16 protein-coding genes are annotated in these 15,957 nt (G+C 71.0%); 12 read left to right on the forward strand and 4 right to left on the reverse strand.

Annotated elements, in window-relative coordinates:
• Positions 1–5: 5 nt before the first annotated feature.
• From WD026_RS10425 to WD026_RS10450, 6 genes are all read left to right on the forward strand, one after another.
• A complete protein-coding gene (locus WD026_RS10425; protein WP_425723588.1) occupies positions 6–389 on the forward strand; it encodes a response regulator in 384 nt (127 codons plus the stop codon).
• The gene (locus tag WD026_RS10430; RefSeq protein ID WP_425723589.1) at positions 386–1,765 is read left to right on the forward strand and encodes a CHASE3 domain-containing protein; all 1,380 of its coding nucleotides are present in this window, start codon (positions 386–388) and stop codon (positions 1,763–1,765) included. Before WD026_RS10425 ends, WD026_RS10430 begins: the two co-directional genes overlap by 4 nt.
• An 82-nt stretch (positions 1,766–1,847) precedes the next feature.
• Complete coding sequence (gene pyk, locus WD026_RS10435; protein WP_425723750.1) at positions 1,848–3,281, forward strand: pyruvate kinase; 1,434 nt, start codon at positions 1,848–1,850, stop codon at positions 3,279–3,281.
• 77 nt (positions 3,282–3,358) lie between these two features.
• Entirely contained in the window at positions 3,359–4,258 is a 900-nt protein-coding gene (locus WD026_RS10440; RefSeq protein ID WP_425723590.1) for an alpha/beta hydrolase, read from the forward strand.
• A gap of 48 nt (positions 4,259–4,306) precedes the next feature.
• Entirely contained in the window at positions 4,307–5,371 is a 1,065-nt protein-coding gene (gene fba, locus WD026_RS10445) for a class II fructose-bisphosphate aldolase (RefSeq protein ID WP_425723591.1), read from the forward strand.
• A 2-nt stretch (positions 5,372–5,373) separates the two neighbouring features.
• Positions 5,374–6,282, forward strand: a complete 909-nt coding sequence (locus tag WD026_RS10450; RefSeq protein WP_425723592.1) for a phosphoribosylaminoimidazolesuccinocarboxamide synthase — start codon at positions 5,374–5,376, stop codon at positions 6,280–6,282.
• A gap of 25 nt (positions 6,283–6,307) precedes the next feature.
• Here the strand turns inward: WD026_RS10450 and trxA are convergent, their stop codons facing one another.
• On the reverse strand, positions 6,308–7,216 hold the full coding sequence (gene trxA / locus WD026_RS10455) for a thioredoxin (RefSeq protein ID WP_425723593.1): 909 nt from the start codon (positions 7,214–7,216) through the stop codon (positions 6,308–6,310).
• Between the two features lie 91 nt (positions 7,217–7,307).
• Between trxA and purE the strand changes: the two genes are divergently transcribed.
• The 3 genes from purE to WD026_RS10470 are packed head-to-tail and all read left to right on the forward strand — an operon-like array spanning position 7,308 to position 10,075.
• Positions 7,308–7,796 (forward strand): 5-(carboxyamino)imidazole ribonucleotide mutase, encoded by a 489-nt coding sequence (gene purE, locus WD026_RS10460; protein WP_425723594.1) that lies wholly within the window; start codon positions 7,308–7,310, stop codon positions 7,794–7,796.
• Positions 7,797–7,803: 7 nt separating this feature from the next.
• The gene (locus WD026_RS10465; RefSeq protein ID WP_425723595.1) at positions 7,804–9,039 is read left to right on the forward strand and encodes a 5-(carboxyamino)imidazole ribonucleotide synthase; all 1,236 of its coding nucleotides are present in this window, start codon (positions 7,804–7,806) and stop codon (positions 9,037–9,039) included.
• A 28-nt stretch (positions 9,040–9,067) separates the two neighbouring features.
• Positions 9,068–10,075, forward strand: a complete 1,008-nt coding sequence (locus WD026_RS10470; RefSeq protein WP_425723751.1) for an L-threonylcarbamoyladenylate synthase — start codon at positions 9,068–9,070, stop codon at positions 10,073–10,075.
• Positions 10,076–10,087: 12 nt separating this feature from the next.
• Here WD026_RS10470 and WD026_RS10475 read toward each other — a convergent pair whose 3' ends face one another.
• Both WD026_RS10475 and dacB read right to left on the reverse strand, forming a co-directional pair.
• Complete coding sequence (locus tag WD026_RS10475; RefSeq protein ID WP_425723596.1) at positions 10,088–11,179, reverse strand: SGNH/GDSL hydrolase family protein; 1,092 nt, start codon at positions 11,177–11,179, stop codon at positions 10,088–10,090.
• A 149-nt stretch (positions 11,180–11,328) separates the two neighbouring features.
• Complete coding sequence (gene dacB, locus WD026_RS10480) at positions 11,329–12,831, reverse strand: D-alanyl-D-alanine carboxypeptidase/D-alanyl-D-alanine endopeptidase (RefSeq protein WP_425723597.1); 1,503 nt, start codon at positions 12,829–12,831, stop codon at positions 11,329–11,331.
• A 48-nt stretch (positions 12,832–12,879) separates the two neighbouring features.
• Here dacB and tsaB point away from each other — a divergent pair, with 48 nt between their 5' ends.
• The 3 genes from tsaB to WD026_RS10495 all read left to right on the forward strand — a co-directional run bounded on the left by tsaB (position 12,880) and on the right by WD026_RS10495 (position 15,058).
• A complete protein-coding gene (tsaB, locus tag WD026_RS10485) occupies positions 12,880–13,641 on the forward strand; it encodes a tRNA (adenosine(37)-N6)-threonylcarbamoyltransferase complex dimerization subunit type 1 TsaB (RefSeq protein WP_425723598.1) in 762 nt (253 codons plus the stop codon).
• A 113-nt stretch (positions 13,642–13,754) separates the two neighbouring features.
• Positions 13,755–14,249: a ribosomal protein S18-alanine N-acetyltransferase gene (gene rimI / locus WD026_RS10490; protein ID WP_425723752.1), complete on the forward strand. Its 495-nt coding sequence runs from the start codon at positions 13,755–13,757 to the stop codon at positions 14,247–14,249.
• Positions 14,246–15,058, forward strand: a complete 813-nt coding sequence (locus tag WD026_RS10495) for a uracil-DNA glycosylase (RefSeq protein WP_425723599.1) — start codon at positions 14,246–14,248, stop codon at positions 15,056–15,058. Before rimI ends, WD026_RS10495 begins: the two co-directional genes overlap by 4 nt.
• On the opposite strand, the gene WD026_RS10500 is transcribed toward WD026_RS10495, so the two are convergent.
• The gene (locus WD026_RS10500) at positions 15,043–15,939 is read right to left on the reverse strand and encodes a DMT family transporter (RefSeq protein ID WP_425723600.1); all 897 of its coding nucleotides are present in this window, start codon (positions 15,937–15,939) and stop codon (positions 15,043–15,045) included. The genes WD026_RS10495 and WD026_RS10500 overlap by 16 nt on opposite strands.
• Between the last annotated feature and the right edge of the window lie 18 nt (positions 15,940–15,957).

A 15,957-nucleotide genomic window follows, 5' to 3' on the forward strand; every position in this document is an offset into this window, starting at 1 on the left:
CTCCCGTGAAGCCGCTGCGCACCTTCCTGGTGGAGGACAACCCGGTCATCAGCCGGCACCTGATCTCCACCCTGCAGGAGCTCAGCCCGGTGCAGGTCATCGGGCAGGCGCGCAGCGAATCGCAGGCGGTGGCCTGGCTGATGCAGCCACCGCCCTGCGACCTCATGATCATCGACATCGTGCTGGCCAGCGGCTCCGGCCTGGGCGTGCTCCAGGCCGCACGCGACTGCGACAGCCCCATGCACCGGGTGGTGCTCACCAACCACGCCACACCCGCCTTGCGCCAGCGCTGCCTGGCCCTGGGCGCGCAGAAAGTGTTCGACAAGTCCTGTGATCTCGAAGCGCTGATCGCATGGTGCGGTGAACTGGGCCACACTCGCGCCCCATGACCCCTGCAAACCCGCCCACCCCGCGCCGCTCCGTGCTGCGCCGGGCCGGCCCCTGGCGCACACCGCTGGCCATCGCCCTGGCGCTGCTGCTGGGCCTGGGCATGCTGGCCGGCACCGAGCTGACCTACCGGCGTGCGCTCGATTCGCTCGTCAGCCTGGGCGGACGCGACTCGGCCCGCAACGCCGCCCAGACCGTGGTGCGCAGCCTGCTGGACATGGAATCGGCCCAGCGCGGCTACCTGCTCACCGGGCGCCCGCAGTACCTGGAGCCCTACAAGGCCGCCGGCCAGGAGCTGGACAACGCGGTGCGCCGCCTGCGCGAACACCACCGCCACGACCCCGAGCTGCTGGCGCTGGTGGAGCGCCTGAACGAGCGCGCACTGGAGAAGGTGTCGGAGATTGCCGAGACGGTGGGCCTGTTCGATGCCGGCGCCCACGGCAGCTGGCAGGGACTCATGATGACCGACATCGGCCGCGAGAAGATGGAGGCGGTGCGCCGCGCCACCGACGTGCTGATCGGCACCGAGGAGCGCCGCATCGCCGGCGAGCGCGCTGCCGTGTACCGCACGCTGGAGATCGGTCGCTGGACGGTGCACGCCCTGGCCCTGCTGAGCCTGCTGGCCTATGCCTTCTTCCTGCGCAAGAACTCGGCCCTGCAGCGCAGCCAGGTGCGGCATGCCGAGCAGCTGCAGACCGAACGCGATTCGCTGGAGCACCAGGTGGGACAACGCACCACCGCCCTGCGCCAGCTCGCCGGGCATGTGGTGCGCACCCGCGAAGACGAACGCGCCCATGTGGCGCGCGAACTGCACGACGAGATGGGCGGCCTGCTCACCGCCATGAAGCTGGAGATCGCCCGCCTGCGCCGGGTGCCCGAACTGCCGGAGCCCGGGCTGGAGCGCATCGACGGCATCGAGGACCGGCTCAACGAAGGCATTGCGGTCAAGCGGCGCATCGTCGAGAACCTGCGCCCGTCCGCCCTGGACCAGCTCGGCCTGCTGCCGGCGCTGGAAGGCCTGTGCGACGACGCCTCGGCCGGCCTGGGTGTGCCGGTGCGCGCCCGGCTGCAGCCGGTGGCGCTGGGTGCCGATGCCGAACTCACCGTGTTCCGGCTGGTGCAGGAATCGCTCACCAATGTGCGCAAGTACGCCCGGGCGCGGGAGGTCTGGGTCAGCGTGCTGCCCGAGGGCGACCGGGTGCAGGTGGCGGTGCAGGACGACGGCCAGGGCTTCGACCCCGACCGTGTGCCGCCCGGCCACCACGGCCTGCTGGGCATGCGGGTGCGGGTGGAGTCGCACGGCGGCGAACTGCGCATCGACAGCAGCCCGGGGCGCGGCACGCGGGTTCAGGCGGTGCTGCCGGCGTCATCGGGATGATCCGGCTTGGTAACCGGGCCGTACCTTTGTGCCCTGATAATTGAAACCCGGTTACATGAACATCCCTCAGGAGACAAGCCCGATGCCCTTGCGCGCCACCAAGATCGTTGCCACCCTCGGTCCCGCATCCAGCGACCCCGCCCTGCTCGAAGCCATGATCCGCGCCGGCGTGAACGTGGTGCGGCTGAACTTCTCGCACGGCAAGGCCGAAGACCACATCGAGCGGGCCCGGCTGGTGCGCGAAGCCGCCCAGCGCGCCGGGCGCGAGGTCGGCATCATGGCCGACCTGCAGGGCCCCAAGATCCGCGTCGGCAAGTTCGCCAACGGCAAGGTCATGCTGGAGGCCGGCCAGCCCTTCGTGCTGGACGCCTCGCGCACCGAACCCGGCGACGAGCACGGCGTGGGCCTGGACTACAAGGAACTGCCGCGCGACGTGCGCCCCGGCGACACGCTGCTGCTCAACGACGGCCTGATCGTCATGAAGGTGGAGAAGGTGGCGGGCCAGGCGGTGCACACCACCGTGACCATGGGTGGCGAGCTGTCCAACAACAAGGGCATCAACAAGCAGGGCGGCGGCCTGACCGCGCCGGCCCTGACCGCCAAGGACATGGACGACATCAAGACCGCCATGGGCCTGCGGGCCGACTATGTGGCGGTGAGCTTCCCCAAGAACGCCACCGACATGGAGCTGGCCCGCCAGCTGTGCAACGTGGCCTGCGCCAACACCGGCCACAAGCCGGGTCTGATCGCCAAGATCGAACGCGCCGAAGCCATCCCCGAACTCGCCGCCATCCTCAAGGTGTCCGACGGCATCATGGTGGCGCGGGGCGACCTGGCGGTGGAGGTGGGCAACGCCGCCGTGCCGGCGCTGCAGAAGCACATGATCAAGCTGGCCCGCGAGATGGACAAGGTGGTCATCACCGCCACCCAGATGATGGAGAGCATGATCCAGAACCCGGTGCCCACCCGCGCCGAGGTCAGCGACGTGGCCAACGCCGTGCTGGACGGCACCGACGCCGTCATGCTGAGCGCCGAGACCGCCGCCGGCAGGTACCCGCTGGAGACCGTCAAGGAAATGGCGGCCATCTGCTCCGAGGCCGAGAAGGCCGAGTACCACGAGCTCAGCGCCGACTTCCAGGGCAAGACCTTCAAGCGCATCGACCAGTCCATCGCCATGGGCGCGCTGTTCACCGCGCACCACCTGGGCGCCAAGGCCATCGTGGCGCTCACCGACTCCGGCTCGACCGCGCTGTGGATGAGCCGGCACAACGTGCGCATGCCCATCTACGCCATGACGCCCAACCTCTCCACCCAGCGCCGCATGACCCTCTACCGCAACGTGCGCCCGCTGCTCATGGACACCAGCGCCGACCGCGACACCGCGCTGGCCGACGCCGAATCGCACCTGAAGGCGCGTGGCATCGTGCAGGCCGGCGACGTGTACGCCATCACCGTGGGCGAACCCATGGGCCAGCCCGGGGGCACCAACACGCTCAAGATCGTCCGCGCCACCTGAGGCACGGCCCCGGGGCTGCATCCGGAACCGGGGCCGGTGCGTAGGGATCGCAGACACCGCCAACGCCGCGAACCACCATGCCCACCCTGCCCACCCTTACCCCGCGCCGCCGCTGGCTGGCCCTGAGCGGCCTGCTCGGCCTGGCGCCCCTGCTGCAGGCCTGCTCGCCGCTGCGCCTGATCAACGCCACCGTGTCGACCGACACGCACACCGTGCTGTCCGACCAGGACTACGGGCCGTTGCCGCGTCAGCAGCTCGACGTCTACCGCCCGGCCGACGCACCGCCCGGTGCCCCGCTGGCGGTGTTCTTCTACGGCGGCAGCTGGAGCAGCGGCGACCGGGCCGACTACCGCTTCGTGGGCGAGGCCCTGGCCTCGCGGGGCATCGTCACCGTGGTGGCCGACTACCGCCTCAGCCCGGAGGTGAGCTACCCCGCCTTTCTGGAAGACTGCGCCCTGGCGGTGAAATGGGCGCACGACAACGCGCGCCGGCTCGGCGCCTCGCCCCGGCGCATCCACACCGTGGGCCACAGCGCGGGGGCCTACAACGCCGCCATGATGGCGCTCGATCCGCGCTGGCTGGGTGGCGTGGGCCTGCGGCCGCAGGTGCTGGCCGGCTGGGCCGGTCTGGCCGGTCCGTACGACTTCCTGCCCATCGGCCTGTCGGACGTGAAGAAGGCCTTCAACTGGCCCGACACCCCGCCCGACTCGCAACCCCTGTTCCATGTGAAGGCCGGCCCCCCGGTGCCCTCGCAACGGGTGCTGCTGCTGGCCGCGCGCAGCGACATCCTGGTCAACCCCCAGCGCAACACCGTGGCCATGGCCGAAGCCTTGCAGGCCCGGGGCGCACCGGTGGAGGTGGAGCTGTTCGACCGCGTCAGCCACACCACCCTGATCGGCGCCATGGCGCGGCCGCTGCGCGGCCTGGCGCCGGTGCTGGACCGGCTCAGCGGCTTTCTGCAGGTCCCGGCCGGCTAAAATCGCGGGTTACACACCGGTTACCAACCCGCACCAGAGGACACCCCCATGGCACTCGTTTCCATGCGCGAACTGCTCGACCACGCCGCGGCCAACGGCTACGGCATCCCGGCCTTCAACGTCAACAACCTCGAGCAGGTGCAGGCCGTCATGGCAGCGGCCGACGAGGTGGGTGCTCCGGTCATCCTGCAGGCCAGCGCCGGTGCCCGCAAATACGCCGGCGAGCCCTTCATCAAGCACCTGATCCAGGCCGCCGTCGAGGCCTATCCGCACATCCCGCTGGTGATGCACCAGGACCATGGCACCAGCCCCAAGGTGTGCCAGGGCGCGATCGACCTGGGCTTCGGCTCGGTCATGATGGACGGCTCGCTGATGGAAGACGGCAAGACCCCCGCCAGCTTCGACTACAACGTGGACGTCACCCGCAAGGTGGTGGACATGGCCCACAAGGTCGGCGTGACGGTGGAAGGTGAGCTGGGCTGCCTGGGCAACCTGGAAACCGGTGACGCCGGCGAGGAAGACGGCATCGGCGCGGTCGGCAAGCTCGACCACAGCCAGATGCTGACCGACCCCGAGGAAGCCGCCACCTTCGTCAAGGCCACCCAGCTCGACGCACTGGCCATTGCCATCGGCACCAGCCACGGCGCCTACAAGTTCAGCCGCAAGCCCACCGGCGACATCCTGGCCATCTCGCGCGTGAAGGAAATCCACGCCCGCATCCCCAACACCCACCTGGTCATGCACGGGTCCTCCAGCGTGCCGCAGGAGCTGCTGGACGTGATCAACCAGTACGGCGGCCAGATGAAGCAGACCTACGGTGTGCCCATCGAGGAAATCCAGGAAGCCATCAAGCACGGCGTGCGCAAGATCAACATCGACACCGACATCCGCCTGGCCATGACCGGCGCGGTGCGCAAGTTCCTGGCCGAAAACCCGGACAAGTTCGACGCCCGCGAGTGGCTCAAGCCCGCGCGCGAGGCCGCCAAGCAGGTCTGCAAGGCCCGCTACCTGCAGTTCGGCTGCGAAGGCCAGGCCGGCAAGATCAAGGGCATGAACCTGTCGGTGATGGCCGAGAAGTACGCCCGCGGCGAACTGGCCCAGGTGGTCAACTGAACATGACCGCCGCCCTGCACACCTCCGCCCTCACCTCCCTGCCCCTGCTGGCCCGCGGCAAGGTCCGCGACAACTACGCCGTGGGCGACGACCGCATCCTGATGGTGGCGTCCGACCGCATCAGCGCCTTCGACGTCATCATGGGTGAGCCCATCCCGGGCAAGGGCGCGCTGCTCACGCGGCTGTCGCTGTTCTGGTTCGACCAGCTCGGGCCCCAGGGCCTGGGCATCTGCCCGATCCACCTCACCGGCGATGCGCCCGAGAGCGTGGTGAGCGCAGCCGAGGTGCCGCAGGTCAGCGGCCGGTCCATGCTGGTGCAGCGGCTCAAGCCGATTCCGGTGGAAGCCGTGGTGCGCGGTTATCTGGCCGGCAGCGGCTGGAAGGAGTACCAGGAAAGCCGTTCGGTCTGCGGCGTGCCGCTGCCCGAAGGGCTGCAGAACGCCTCGCGCCTGCCCGAACCCATCTACACCCCGGCCGCCAAGGCCGAGATGGGCGAACACGACGAGAACATCACCTTCGAGCAGACGGTGGCCATGGTCGGTCTGGACGTGGCCACGCAGATCCGCGACATCGCTTTGCGCCTGTACAAGGCGGCGGCCGAGATCGCGCTGAAGAAGGGCATCATCATTGCCGACACCAAGTTCGAGTTCGGCCTGGATCCGCAAGGCCGCGTGGTGCTGATGGACGAGGTGCTCACCCCCGACAGCTCGCGCTACTGGCCGGTGGAAGGCTATGTGGTGGGCCAGAACCCGCCGAGCTACGACAAGCAGTTCCTGCGCGACTGGCTGGAGACCGCCCAGGTCAACGGCAAGCCCTGGGACAAGACCGCACCCGCGCCGCGCCTGCCGCGCGAGGTGATCGAGAAGACCGCCGCCAAGTACCAGGAAGCCCTGACGCGGCTGGTGGGCTGAAGGCAGCGGGCCCGGCCCGGCCGGGTCAGCTCAGCACCACCGACGACAGGCGACGGCGATAGGTCGCCACCGTCGGGTCTTCCGGCGGCACCTGGCCCTCTGCCACCTTGGGCTTGGGCGGATCGATGATCTCCAGGATGGCGATATAGGTCTTGCGGGCCAGGTCCTCGTTCCAGGCCTTGTCGCGCATCAGGATCTCCAGCAGCTCGTCCATGGCGGCGGTGTGCTGGCCGTGGGCCCACAGCAGCTGGGCCAGCGCAAAGCGGGCCTCGAAATCGCGCCGGTTGGCGGCAATGCGGCCCTGCAGCGCCTCGACCCGGGCCTGCGGGTCGGCCACCTCCATCTGCGCGTCGCGGGCCTGCATCCAGCGCTGCAGGGCATCCAGGCGTCGCACACCGGAAGCCTTGGCGATGACGGGAGCAAACGCCACCTTGGCATCGTCGTCCTGACCCAGCTCCAGCAGCAGCTTGACCAGATCGAAGCGGGCGTCGTCGTTGGCCGGGTCGGCGGTGACGGCCTGCTGGAGTTTTTCGAGGGCGCCGTGCACATCGCCCTGGGCCAGGGCGTCCTGGGCGTCGGCTTCCTCGGCTTCGGCCTCGATCTCGCCCTCGGAGGGCACATGCTTGTCCAGGAAGGCGCGGATCTGGCCTTCGGGCAGGGCGCCCATGAAGCCGTCCACCGGCTGACCGTTCTTGAGCAGCACGCAGGTCGGGATGCTGCGGATGCCGAAGGCGCCGGCGAGCTGCTGCTCCTGGTCGGAATCGATCTTCACCAGCTTGAAGCGGCCGGCGTAGGCGGCTTCAAGCTTCTCCAGCAGCGGGCCGATCACCTTGCACGGGCCGCACCACGGGGCCCAGAAATCCACCAGCACCGGGGTGTGCATGGAGGCTTCGATGACCTCGGCTTCAAAGTTGGCGATGGTGACGTCGATCATGGGTACGGCCGCCCGGAGGCGGGGTGAAACGTAAAATCGCCACTTTACCGGAGCGGCCGACCCGCCCGCCGCCCCTCACGAAAGCCCCAACATGAACCCCATCCAGGTGGGCGTGGTCATGGGTTCCAGCAGCGACTGGGACACCATGCAGCACGCCGTGCAAATCTTGAAGGACTTCGGCGTGGCCCACGAAGCCCGCGTGGTGTCGGCCCACCGCATGCCCGACGACATGTTCGCCTACGCCGAGTCGGCCGCCACCCGGGGGCTGAAAGCCATCATCGCCGGCGCCGGCGGTGCGGCCCACCTGCCCGGCATGATCGCGGCCAAGACGGTGGTGCCGGTGCTGGGCGTGCCGGTGGCCAGCCGCCACCTGCAGGGCGTGGACTCGCTGCACAGCATCGTGCAGATGCCCAAGGGCGTGCCGGTGGCCACGTTTGCCATCGGTGCGGCCGGTGCGGCCAACGCGGCGCTGTTCGCCGTGGCCCTGCTGGCCAACCAGGACCCGGCGCTGCGCGAGCAGCTGCTGGCCTTCCGGGCGCGCCAGACGGCCGACGCCCGCGCCATGACCCTGCCGCTCTGAGCCCGCCATGATGAAGACCTTGCTCCCCGGCGCCATGTCGGGCACCGGCCAGCTGATGACGCTGGGTGTGATGGGTGGCGGCCAGCTCGGCCGCATGTTCGTGCAGGCGGCCCAGGCCATGGGCTATTTCACCGCCGTGCTCGACCCCGATCCGGCCAGCCCAGCCGGGCTGATCAGCCACTTCCACATCCAGACGCCCTACGACGACGAGCAGGGCCTGGCCCAGCTGATGCAGCGCTGCGAGGCCATCACCACCGAGTTCGAGAACGTGCCGGCCGGCGCGCTGTTCACCCTGGGTGCGCACCGCCCGGTGGCGCCGTCGTCGCAGTGCGTGGCCACCGCCCAGGACCGCGTGCGCGAAAAGGCCCACTTCGTGCGCAGCGCCCCCACCAGCGGCGTGCTGCCCGCGCCCTATGCGGCCATCGACACGCCCGAACTGCTGGCCGCCGCCCCGGCCGACCTGCTGCCCGGCATCCTCAAGACCTCGCGCATGGGCTACGACGGCAAGGGCCAGATCCGCGTGGCCGACCGCGCCGCCCTGGCCGCCGCCTGGGACCAGCTGGGCCGCGTGCCCTGCGTGCTGGAAAAGCTGCTGGCGCTGAAAGCCGAGTGCTCGGTCATCGTGGCGCGCGGCGCCGACGGCCAGTGCGTGAGCTTCCCGGTGCAGAAGAACACCCACCGCGACGGCATCCTGGCCCTGACCGAGGTGCACGAGGGTGCGCTGGACGCCGCCCTGGCCGCCCGCGCCCAGCAGGCCACCATGGCCATTGCCCACGAACTGAACTACGTGGGCGTGCTGTGCGTGGAGTTCTTCATCATCGACGGCCCCGACGGTGCGCCCACGCTGGTGGTCAACGAGATGGCCCCGCGTCCGCACAACAGCGGCCACTACACCCAGAACGCCTGCGACCTGTCGCAGTTCGAGGCCCAGGTGCGGGCCCTGGCCGGCCTGCCGCTGCCCACCCCGCGCCAGCACAGCCCGGCCATCATGGTCAACCTGCTGGGCGACCTCTGGTTCGAGCCCAACGGCGTGCGCGCCCAGCGCAGCGAACAGCCGGTGTCGCCCCCCTGGGCCCAGGTGCTGGCCCTGCCCGGCACCCACCTGCACCTGTACGGCAAGCTGAGCGCGCGGCACGGCCGCAAGATGGGTCACCTCAACATCACCGGCGCCAGCGTGGCCGAGGTGCGCGACACCACCGCGAAGGTGCTGGCCCTGCTGGGCCTGCCCGGGCTGGACGCCTGAGCGCGCCGCCACACCGTCCGCCATGCCGCTGCTGCTCGACGCCGCCGACCCGTCGGCCATCGCCCAGGCCGCGCAGCGGCTGGCCGACGGCTCGCTGGTGGGCCTGCCCACCGAAACGGTCTATGGCCTGGGGGCCGATGCCGACAACGCCACCGCCGTGCGGGCCATCTTTGCGGCCAAGGGCCGGCCGGCCGACCACCCGCTGATCGTGCACCTGGCCCCCGGCGATGCCCCCGGCGGCTGGCGCAGTGCGGTCGATCATTACGCGCGCGACATCCCGCCGTTTGCCCTGCGGCTGATGGAGGCCTTCTGGCCCGGGCCGCTCACGCTGATCCTGCCGCGCCGCCCCGATGTGGCGGCCGTGGCGGCCGGCGGCCAGGACTCGGTGGGCGTGCGCTGCCCGTCGCACCCGGTGGCCCAGGCGCTGCTCAGGGCGTCCGCAGCACGCGGGGTGCGGGGCGTGGCAGCACCCAGCGCCAACCGCTTCGGCCGCGTCAGCCCCACCACGGCGGCCCATGTGGCCGAGGAATTCACCGCCCTGGGCGACGACGAGCTGCTTATCCTGGACGGCGGCGCCTGCCCGGTGGGCATCGAGTCGACCATCGTCGACGCCTCGCGCGGCCACCCGGTGCTGATGCGCCCCGGCATGATCACCGCCGAACAGCTGCAGGCCGCCTGCGGCCTGCCGGTGCGTCCGCGCGACGAGGCCGCACCGCGCGCCTCGGGCACGCTGGCCTCGCACTATGCGCCGAACGCCAAGGTGCGGCTGATGGACGCCCGCATGCTGCAGACCGCGCTGGACGTGCTCGGCAAGGACGCCCGGCACATCGCGGTCTATGCCCGCAGCCGGCTGCGCGCCGGTCCCGGCGTGGTGCTGCGCCCCATGCCGGCCGATGCCGCGGCCTGCGCCCACGAGCTGTTCGCCGTGCTGCGCGAGCTGGACGCCACCGGCGTGCGGCTGATCTGGGTGGAAACCCCGCCGCCCCAGGCCGAATGGGACGGCGTGCGCGACCGCCTGGACCGCGCCGCCGCCTGACCCCCGACCGCCTTACTTCCAGCCGCGCGGGCCTTTGGCCATCACGGCATCCAGCACCGCATCGGCCACCAGCTCGTTGGTCCTGGGCGTGCCGTGGAAGTTGTCGGAGAACACATAACCGCGCCAGCTGTCGCCGCCGTACAGCGTGTTCAGGCTGGCGGTGGAGCAGGCCTGGATCGGGCCCGGGCAGGCCGGCGTGGTGACGTTGGTCAGGCCGTAGGCCGACGGATTGCTCGTCCACTGGGTGAGCAGCCGGTTGAAATCGACGATGGCCACCTGCGGGTACTTGCCCACACGCACCTTGAGGCGGTCATTGAAAGCCTTGACCCAGGCCCCCGCCAGCCCCTTCACCGCCGCCGCCGTGGCCGGGCCGGTCGGCCCCTGCGACGCGATGAACTGCAGCGTGCCCAGGAACCGGGGCGTCAGCGTCACGTCCGGCACGTTGACCACGGCCACGCGCAGCGCGCCACGGCGCAGCGCCTGCTGCTCCAGCGTGTCGGCCAGCAGGTCGGCCAGGCGGGTCATGTAGAGCGAGCCCACCGCCACCGGATTGGCGATGTTGGCCCCCAGTTCGGCCGGGGTCAGCAACTCGCCCAGCAAGGCACCGTAGGACGCACCGCCGTCGCCGCCGGCAGCCGCCGGCAGACCCGCTGTGAGGTAGGCCGTGACCAGATCGGCCACATCGTTGCCACCGCCGTCGACCAGCAGGATCTCGTCGGGCTTGAAGCGCTGCTCGGCCGCCAGGGTCTTGAGCTGCTGCACCACCGAGAAGGGCGAGGTGTCGGCCGCTGCGCCGCCGGGCGGGTTGATGCGCGCAGCGCCCACGGCGTAGCTGGTGCAGCCCGCCGCCTGCGGGTTGGGCACCACGTTGGTGGCCGACGTGGCCGCATAACGGGGGCACAGCGTCGGCGCATCCACCGCATCGGCCACCAGATCGGTCCAGATGGGATTGCCCTGCACGGTGAACTTGAAACCGAAGGTGCCGCTGTCGGCCAGGCTGTCGCCCACCACCTTGACCGCCGAGACCGAAGGAGCGCCGCCGCCGCAGGCGGTCAACACGAATGCGGCCATGAGGGCCGCGACGACACCGGAACGCTGGAACATGGGATCTCCCGAACGATGGAGGGATGTGGACCAATTTCCGCACGACCGTGCGAAAAACCCATGCTATGTACACCGATGGGGGTATGTCACCCGGGTTTGTCCGGTCACACGTCCGTGATGGCTTGTGATGCAGCCACCACCGTGCGATGTCAGTCCGGCTGAGCCGCCACCCACTCCACCAGGGCTTCCAGGGCCGGGCGGGCCGCGCCGGCGTTGGGGTGGTTGACGAAGCCGACCACCGCATACCGCCCGCCGTTGGCCGCGTTCACATAGCCGGCGATGCCGGTCACATCGCGCAGGGTGCCGGTCTTGAGGAAGGCGTTGCCATAGGCCGGGCTGCGCGGATCGCGCGCGATGCGGGCCGCCGTGCCGCTCACGCCGGCCACCGCCAGCGACTGCACGAAGGGCTGGGCCTGGGCATGGCGGGCGGCATGGCGCAGCAGCACCGCCAGCGATTCCGGCGTGATGCGCTCCACCCGCGACAGGCCGGAGCCGTTCTCCAGCACCGGCGCGGCCACCTTCGGCCCGAAGGTGCGCTGCCACCACTGGGCTACCACCGCCCGCGCCCGCTCGAAGCTGCTGCGCCGGCCGGCCGGGGCGCCGGCTTCGGGCGGCAGCGGCACATCGCCCAGCGACAGGAACACCTGCTGGGCCATCACGTTGTTGCTCCACTGGTTGACGTCCATGAGGATGTCCGAGAGCGGCAGCGAGCGCGCCTCGTGCAGCAGCCGGGCCTGGGGCGGCACCAGACCGCTGCGGGTCTGGCCGGTGAGCAGGCCGCCCATGGAGCGCCAGGTGCCCTCGAAGGCACGGGCGGCGTAGGTGGCGGGTTGCTGGTACGCCACCGGCCAGACCAGCTCGCCGCAGGCCGCCGGATAGCGGCCGGTGAAACGGATGCTGTCGGGGTCGTCGAAGCGGGCGCCCAGACCGCTGCGCCAGTCGTTGCAGCGGCCCGGTGCCAGCGGCACGGTGGCGTCGATGGCCAGCCGGGCCAGGGGCGGCTCGCTGACCACCCGGGCCACACCGGCGGCCGGGTCGGGCTGGAACTTCAGGATGACCGACTTGAAGTTGAACAGCAGCGCGTCCGGGCTGGCGTTGTAGGGCCGCAGGGCCTCGCCGTCGAAGGCACCGGGGTCGGTCTCGGGCAGGTCGAAGGCGCTGTGGTCCAGCACCAGATCGCCCAGGATCACCCGCACCCCCTGGGCCTGCAGCGCGGCATAGGCCTCCTGCAGGCGTTCGATCACCAGCTTGGGGTCGCCGCCACCGCGCACATACAGGTTGCCGCGCAGGGCGCCGTTGTCCACCACGCCGTCGGTGAGGAAGCGGGTGCTCCAGGTGTACTGGCTGCCCAGCAGGTCGAGCGCGGCATAAGAGGTGACCAGCTTCATGACCGACGCCGGGTTCACCGGCTCGCTGGCCTGGTGGCGCAGGCGCACATCGCCCCGGTCGTCCAGCGCCACCACATAGGCCGACAGGGCCGACGGCGGCACCTGGGCACGCTGCAGGGCACGGCTCACCGAAGGGGGCAGCGGATCGGCCGGGCCGATGCGCTGGGCGCAGGCCGGCAGGCTGAGGATGGCCAGGGCCAGACACCCCACGGCGCGGCGGGGCACGGCGGCCAGAAAGGAAGGCAGGCGCAGGTCTCGGGTCACCACACCATTATCGGCCGGTGGTCGGCGACCGTGGCCGATAATTCCCCGATGCCCGCCGCATCCCCGCCCCGTTTTCTGGCCATCGAATGCAGCACCGACACCCTGTCGGTGGCGCTGGGCACCGGCTTGCCGGGCGACCCGGTGGTCGAGCATGCCGGCCCGGGCGGCCCGCAGTCGTCGACCACGCTGCTGCCGGCGGTGCAGCGGCTGCTGGATCAGGCCGGCTGGCGCCTGCACGACCTGAGCGCCATCGCCTTCGCACGCGGCCCCGGTTCCTTCACCGGGCTGCGCACCGCCTGCGCCGTGGCCCAGGGCCTGGCCTATGGCACGCGAGACGCCCGCCACCCCGACGGCCTGCCGGTGCTGGCCATCGACACCCTGCAGGTGCTGGCCGAGACCGCCACCCCGGCCGACCATGCCGGACCGGTGGCCGCCCTGCTGGACGCCCGCATGGACGAGCTGTACCTGGCGGTCTGGCAGCGCCAGGGCACGGGCTGGACCGAACGCCACGCGCCTCGCCTGTGCGCGCCGGACCAGCTGGCCGACTGGCTGACCCAGGCCCTGCCCGGCGAGCCCCCCCTGCTGGCCGGCAATGTGTTCAGCGCCTACCCCGAGGCGCTGGCCGGGCTGCAGGCCTCGCACACCACCGCCGTGGCCGTGCCGTCGGCCACCGCCCTGCTGCGGCTGGCCCCGGCGGCCTGGACCCGGGGCGACGCCCTGCCGGCCCATGCGGCCATGCCGCTGTATGTGCGCGACAAGGTGGCCCGCACCACGGCCGAACGCGAACAGCCCCCAGGGGTGACGCCGTGAGCCACACCCTGGACACCCTGCCCGCCTGGGCCACCGGCCTGTGGCCGGCACCCGATGGGGTGCTGGAAGCGCCAGGCCACGACCAGACGGCGCGCCGCCTGAGCTTCGTGCCCATGACCGCCGACGATCTGGACGCGGTGCATGCGGTCGAGATCAGCGCCTATGCCCACCCCTGGTCGCGCCGCAACTTCCTGGACTCGCTGCAGTCCGGCCACCCGGCGGTCATGCTGCTGGCCGAACCGCTGCCGCAGGACCGGCACCTGCCGCTGCGCCCCGACGGTCGCCTGCTGCTGGGCTACCTGGTGGCCATGCCCGGCGTGGACGAGGTGCACCTGCTCAACATCACCGTGGCACCCGCCCACCAGCGGCAAGGCTGGGCCCGCTTCATGCTGGACGCCCTGGCGCTGTGGTCACGCGGGCAAGGCGCGCAATGGCTGTGGCTGGAGGTGCGGCAGAGCAACACCCCCGCGCGGCGCCTGTACACCCGCTACGGTTTTGCGGAGGTCGGCCTGCGGCGCGGTTATTACCCGCTGGCCCACCAGAAGCGCGAGGATGCGGTGGTGATGAGCCTGAACCTGGTGGCCCGCCGGGCCACGGAGGCCGCATGAGCTGGGTGCGCGAACTCGATCCCCGCCAGCGCGCCATGCTCGACGAGATGGGCGTGAAGGTCTGGGCACCGATGCCGGTGGCCACCCCTGCCCCCGTGCCGGGCATGGCGGCTGCCCCGGTCGCTCCGCCATCACCGTCACCCGTCTCCGCTCCGGCCCGGTCGCTGGCGCCCGCCGCGGCACCCACGGTGGCTTCCGCTCCCAGCACGCCACCGGCCCGCCCGGTCGACACCGCCGCCCTGGCCCATCTCGGCTGGGACGATCTGCGGCAGACCGTGGCCGCCTGCCAGGCCTGTGGTCTGTGCACCAGCCGCCGCCAGACCGTGTTCGGCGCCGGGCAGGAGCAGGCGCGCTGGATGATCGTGGGCGAAGCCCCCGGCGAGCAGGAAGACCGCCAGGGAGAACCCTTCGTGGGGCCGGCCGGCCAGCTGCTGGACGCCATGCTGCGCGCCACCGGCCGCGACCGCCGCACCGATGCATCGGGTGGCGTGTACATCGCCAACGTGCTGAAGTGCCGGCCACCGGCCAACCGCAATCCGGCCCCGGACGAGGTGCTGCGCTGCGAGCCTTTCCTGGCCCGCCAGGTGGCGCTGGTGCAGCCGAAACTCATCGTTGCCATGGGCCGGTTTGCGGTGCAGTCGCTCCTGCGCACCACCGAACCCATCGGAAAACTGCGTGGCCGTGTGCACCGCTACGAAGGCGTACCGGTGATCGTGACCTACCACCCCGCCTACCTGCTGCGCAACCCGGCCGACAAGGCCAAGGCCTGGGCCGACCTCTGCCTGGCGCTGGATCAGCCGCTGGACTGAGCCGTGGGCCGTGCGGGCCACAGCACCGCCGTGATGGCGACCATGATGAGCGCCACGGCCGCTCCGTCCTGCCAGTGCAGCACCTCGCCCAGCAGCACCGCGCCGGCCACCACGCCCAGCACCGGGATCATCATGACCGACAGGGTGGACGCAATGGGTGGCAGGTCGCGCGCCAGCATCAGCCAGGCCACCTGCGCAAAGGCGAACACGCCCAGGGCGTTGTAGACCACGGCACCCCACACGCCCGGCGACGGCCAGCTCCACTGCCCGCGCTCGAACACGATCGAGAGCAGCGTCATCCACAGCGTGGTGATCAGCGTCATCCAGAACGACAGCGCCAGCGTGGGCGCCGGTATGGTGGTGCGCCGCATCATCTGCGTGCCCACGGCCCAGGTGGCCGCCGCCACCAGCATCAGCGCCACACCCAGCGGGCGCCCGGTGAGCGTGGTGAACTCGTGCCACAGCAGCAGCACCACACCCAGCGCGGCAGCGGCCACGCCGGCCCAGGCGCGCAGCGGCAGGCGCTGGGCGAACCATACCGCCCCCAGCACGGCCGAGAACACCGGCATGGTGTAGCCCAGGATGGCGGCCCGCCCGCTGGAGAGCGACTGCACCGCCAGGATGGCCAGCACATGCCACACCAGCATGTTGAAGACCGTGAGCCAGGCCAGTTCGCGCCAGTGTTCGCGCCCCACCCGCAGCGGCACGCCGCGCCACAGCACGAAGGCGGCCAGCACCGGCAGGCCCAGCCACATGGAGAGCGTGCGGAAGGTCAGCGGTGCGTAGCCGGTCACGCCGAACTTCATGATGGGCCAGTTCAGGCCCCAGACCAGGGTGATGAGGACCAGCAGGAAGAGCTGGCGTCGGCTGAGCACGGACATGGGGCGGGAGTGTAGTGG

Origin of the sequence: Hydrogenophaga sp. R2 (assembly GCF_049843595.1) — a bacterium.
In the GTDB taxonomy this organism is placed as follows: Bacteria; Pseudomonadota; Gammaproteobacteria; order Burkholderiales; family Burkholderiaceae_C; genus Hydrogenophaga.

Excerpts from the sequence above, each read along its gene's own strand:
- purE (WP_425723594.1), top strand. The coding sequence starts at position 7,308 with ATGAACCCCATCCAGGTGGGCGTGGTCATGGGTTCCAGCAGCGACTGG.
- WD026_RS10495 (WP_425723599.1), top strand. The coding sequence starts at position 14,246 with ATGAGCTGGGTGCGCGAACTCGATCCCCGCCAGCGCGCCATGCTCGAC.
- pyk (WP_425723750.1), top strand. The coding sequence starts at position 1,848 with ATGCCCTTGCGCGCCACCAAGATCGTTGCCACCCTCGGTCCCGCATCC.
- WD026_RS10475 (WP_425723596.1), bottom strand. The coding sequence starts at position 11,179 with ATGTTCCAGCGTTCCGGTGTCGTCGCGGCCCTCATGGCCGCATTCGTG.
- WD026_RS10440 (WP_425723590.1), top strand. The coding sequence starts at position 3,359 with ATGCCCACCCTGCCCACCCTTACCCCGCGCCGCCGCTGGCTGGCCCTG.
- fba (WP_425723591.1), top strand. The coding sequence starts at position 4,307 with ATGGCACTCGTTTCCATGCGCGAACTGCTCGACCACGCCGCGGCCAAC.
- WD026_RS10430 (WP_425723589.1), top strand. The coding sequence starts at position 386 with ATGACCCCTGCAAACCCGCCCACCCCGCGCCGCTCCGTGCTGCGCCGG.
- tsaB (WP_425723598.1), top strand. The coding sequence starts at position 12,880 with ATGCCCGCCGCATCCCCGCCCCGTTTTCTGGCCATCGAATGCAGCACC.
- rimI (WP_425723752.1), top strand. The coding sequence starts at position 13,755 with ATGACCGCCGACGATCTGGACGCGGTGCATGCGGTCGAGATCAGCGCC.
- WD026_RS10500 (WP_425723600.1), bottom strand. The coding sequence starts at position 15,939 with ATGTCCGTGCTCAGCCGACGCCAGCTCTTCCTGCTGGTCCTCATCACC.
- trxA (WP_425723593.1), bottom strand. The coding sequence starts at position 7,216 with ATGATCGACGTCACCATCGCCAACTTTGAAGCCGAGGTCATCGAAGCC.
- WD026_RS10465 (WP_425723595.1), top strand. The coding sequence starts at position 7,804 with ATGATGAAGACCTTGCTCCCCGGCGCCATGTCGGGCACCGGCCAGCTG.
- WD026_RS10450 (WP_425723592.1), top strand. The coding sequence starts at position 5,374 with ATGACCGCCGCCCTGCACACCTCCGCCCTCACCTCCCTGCCCCTGCTG.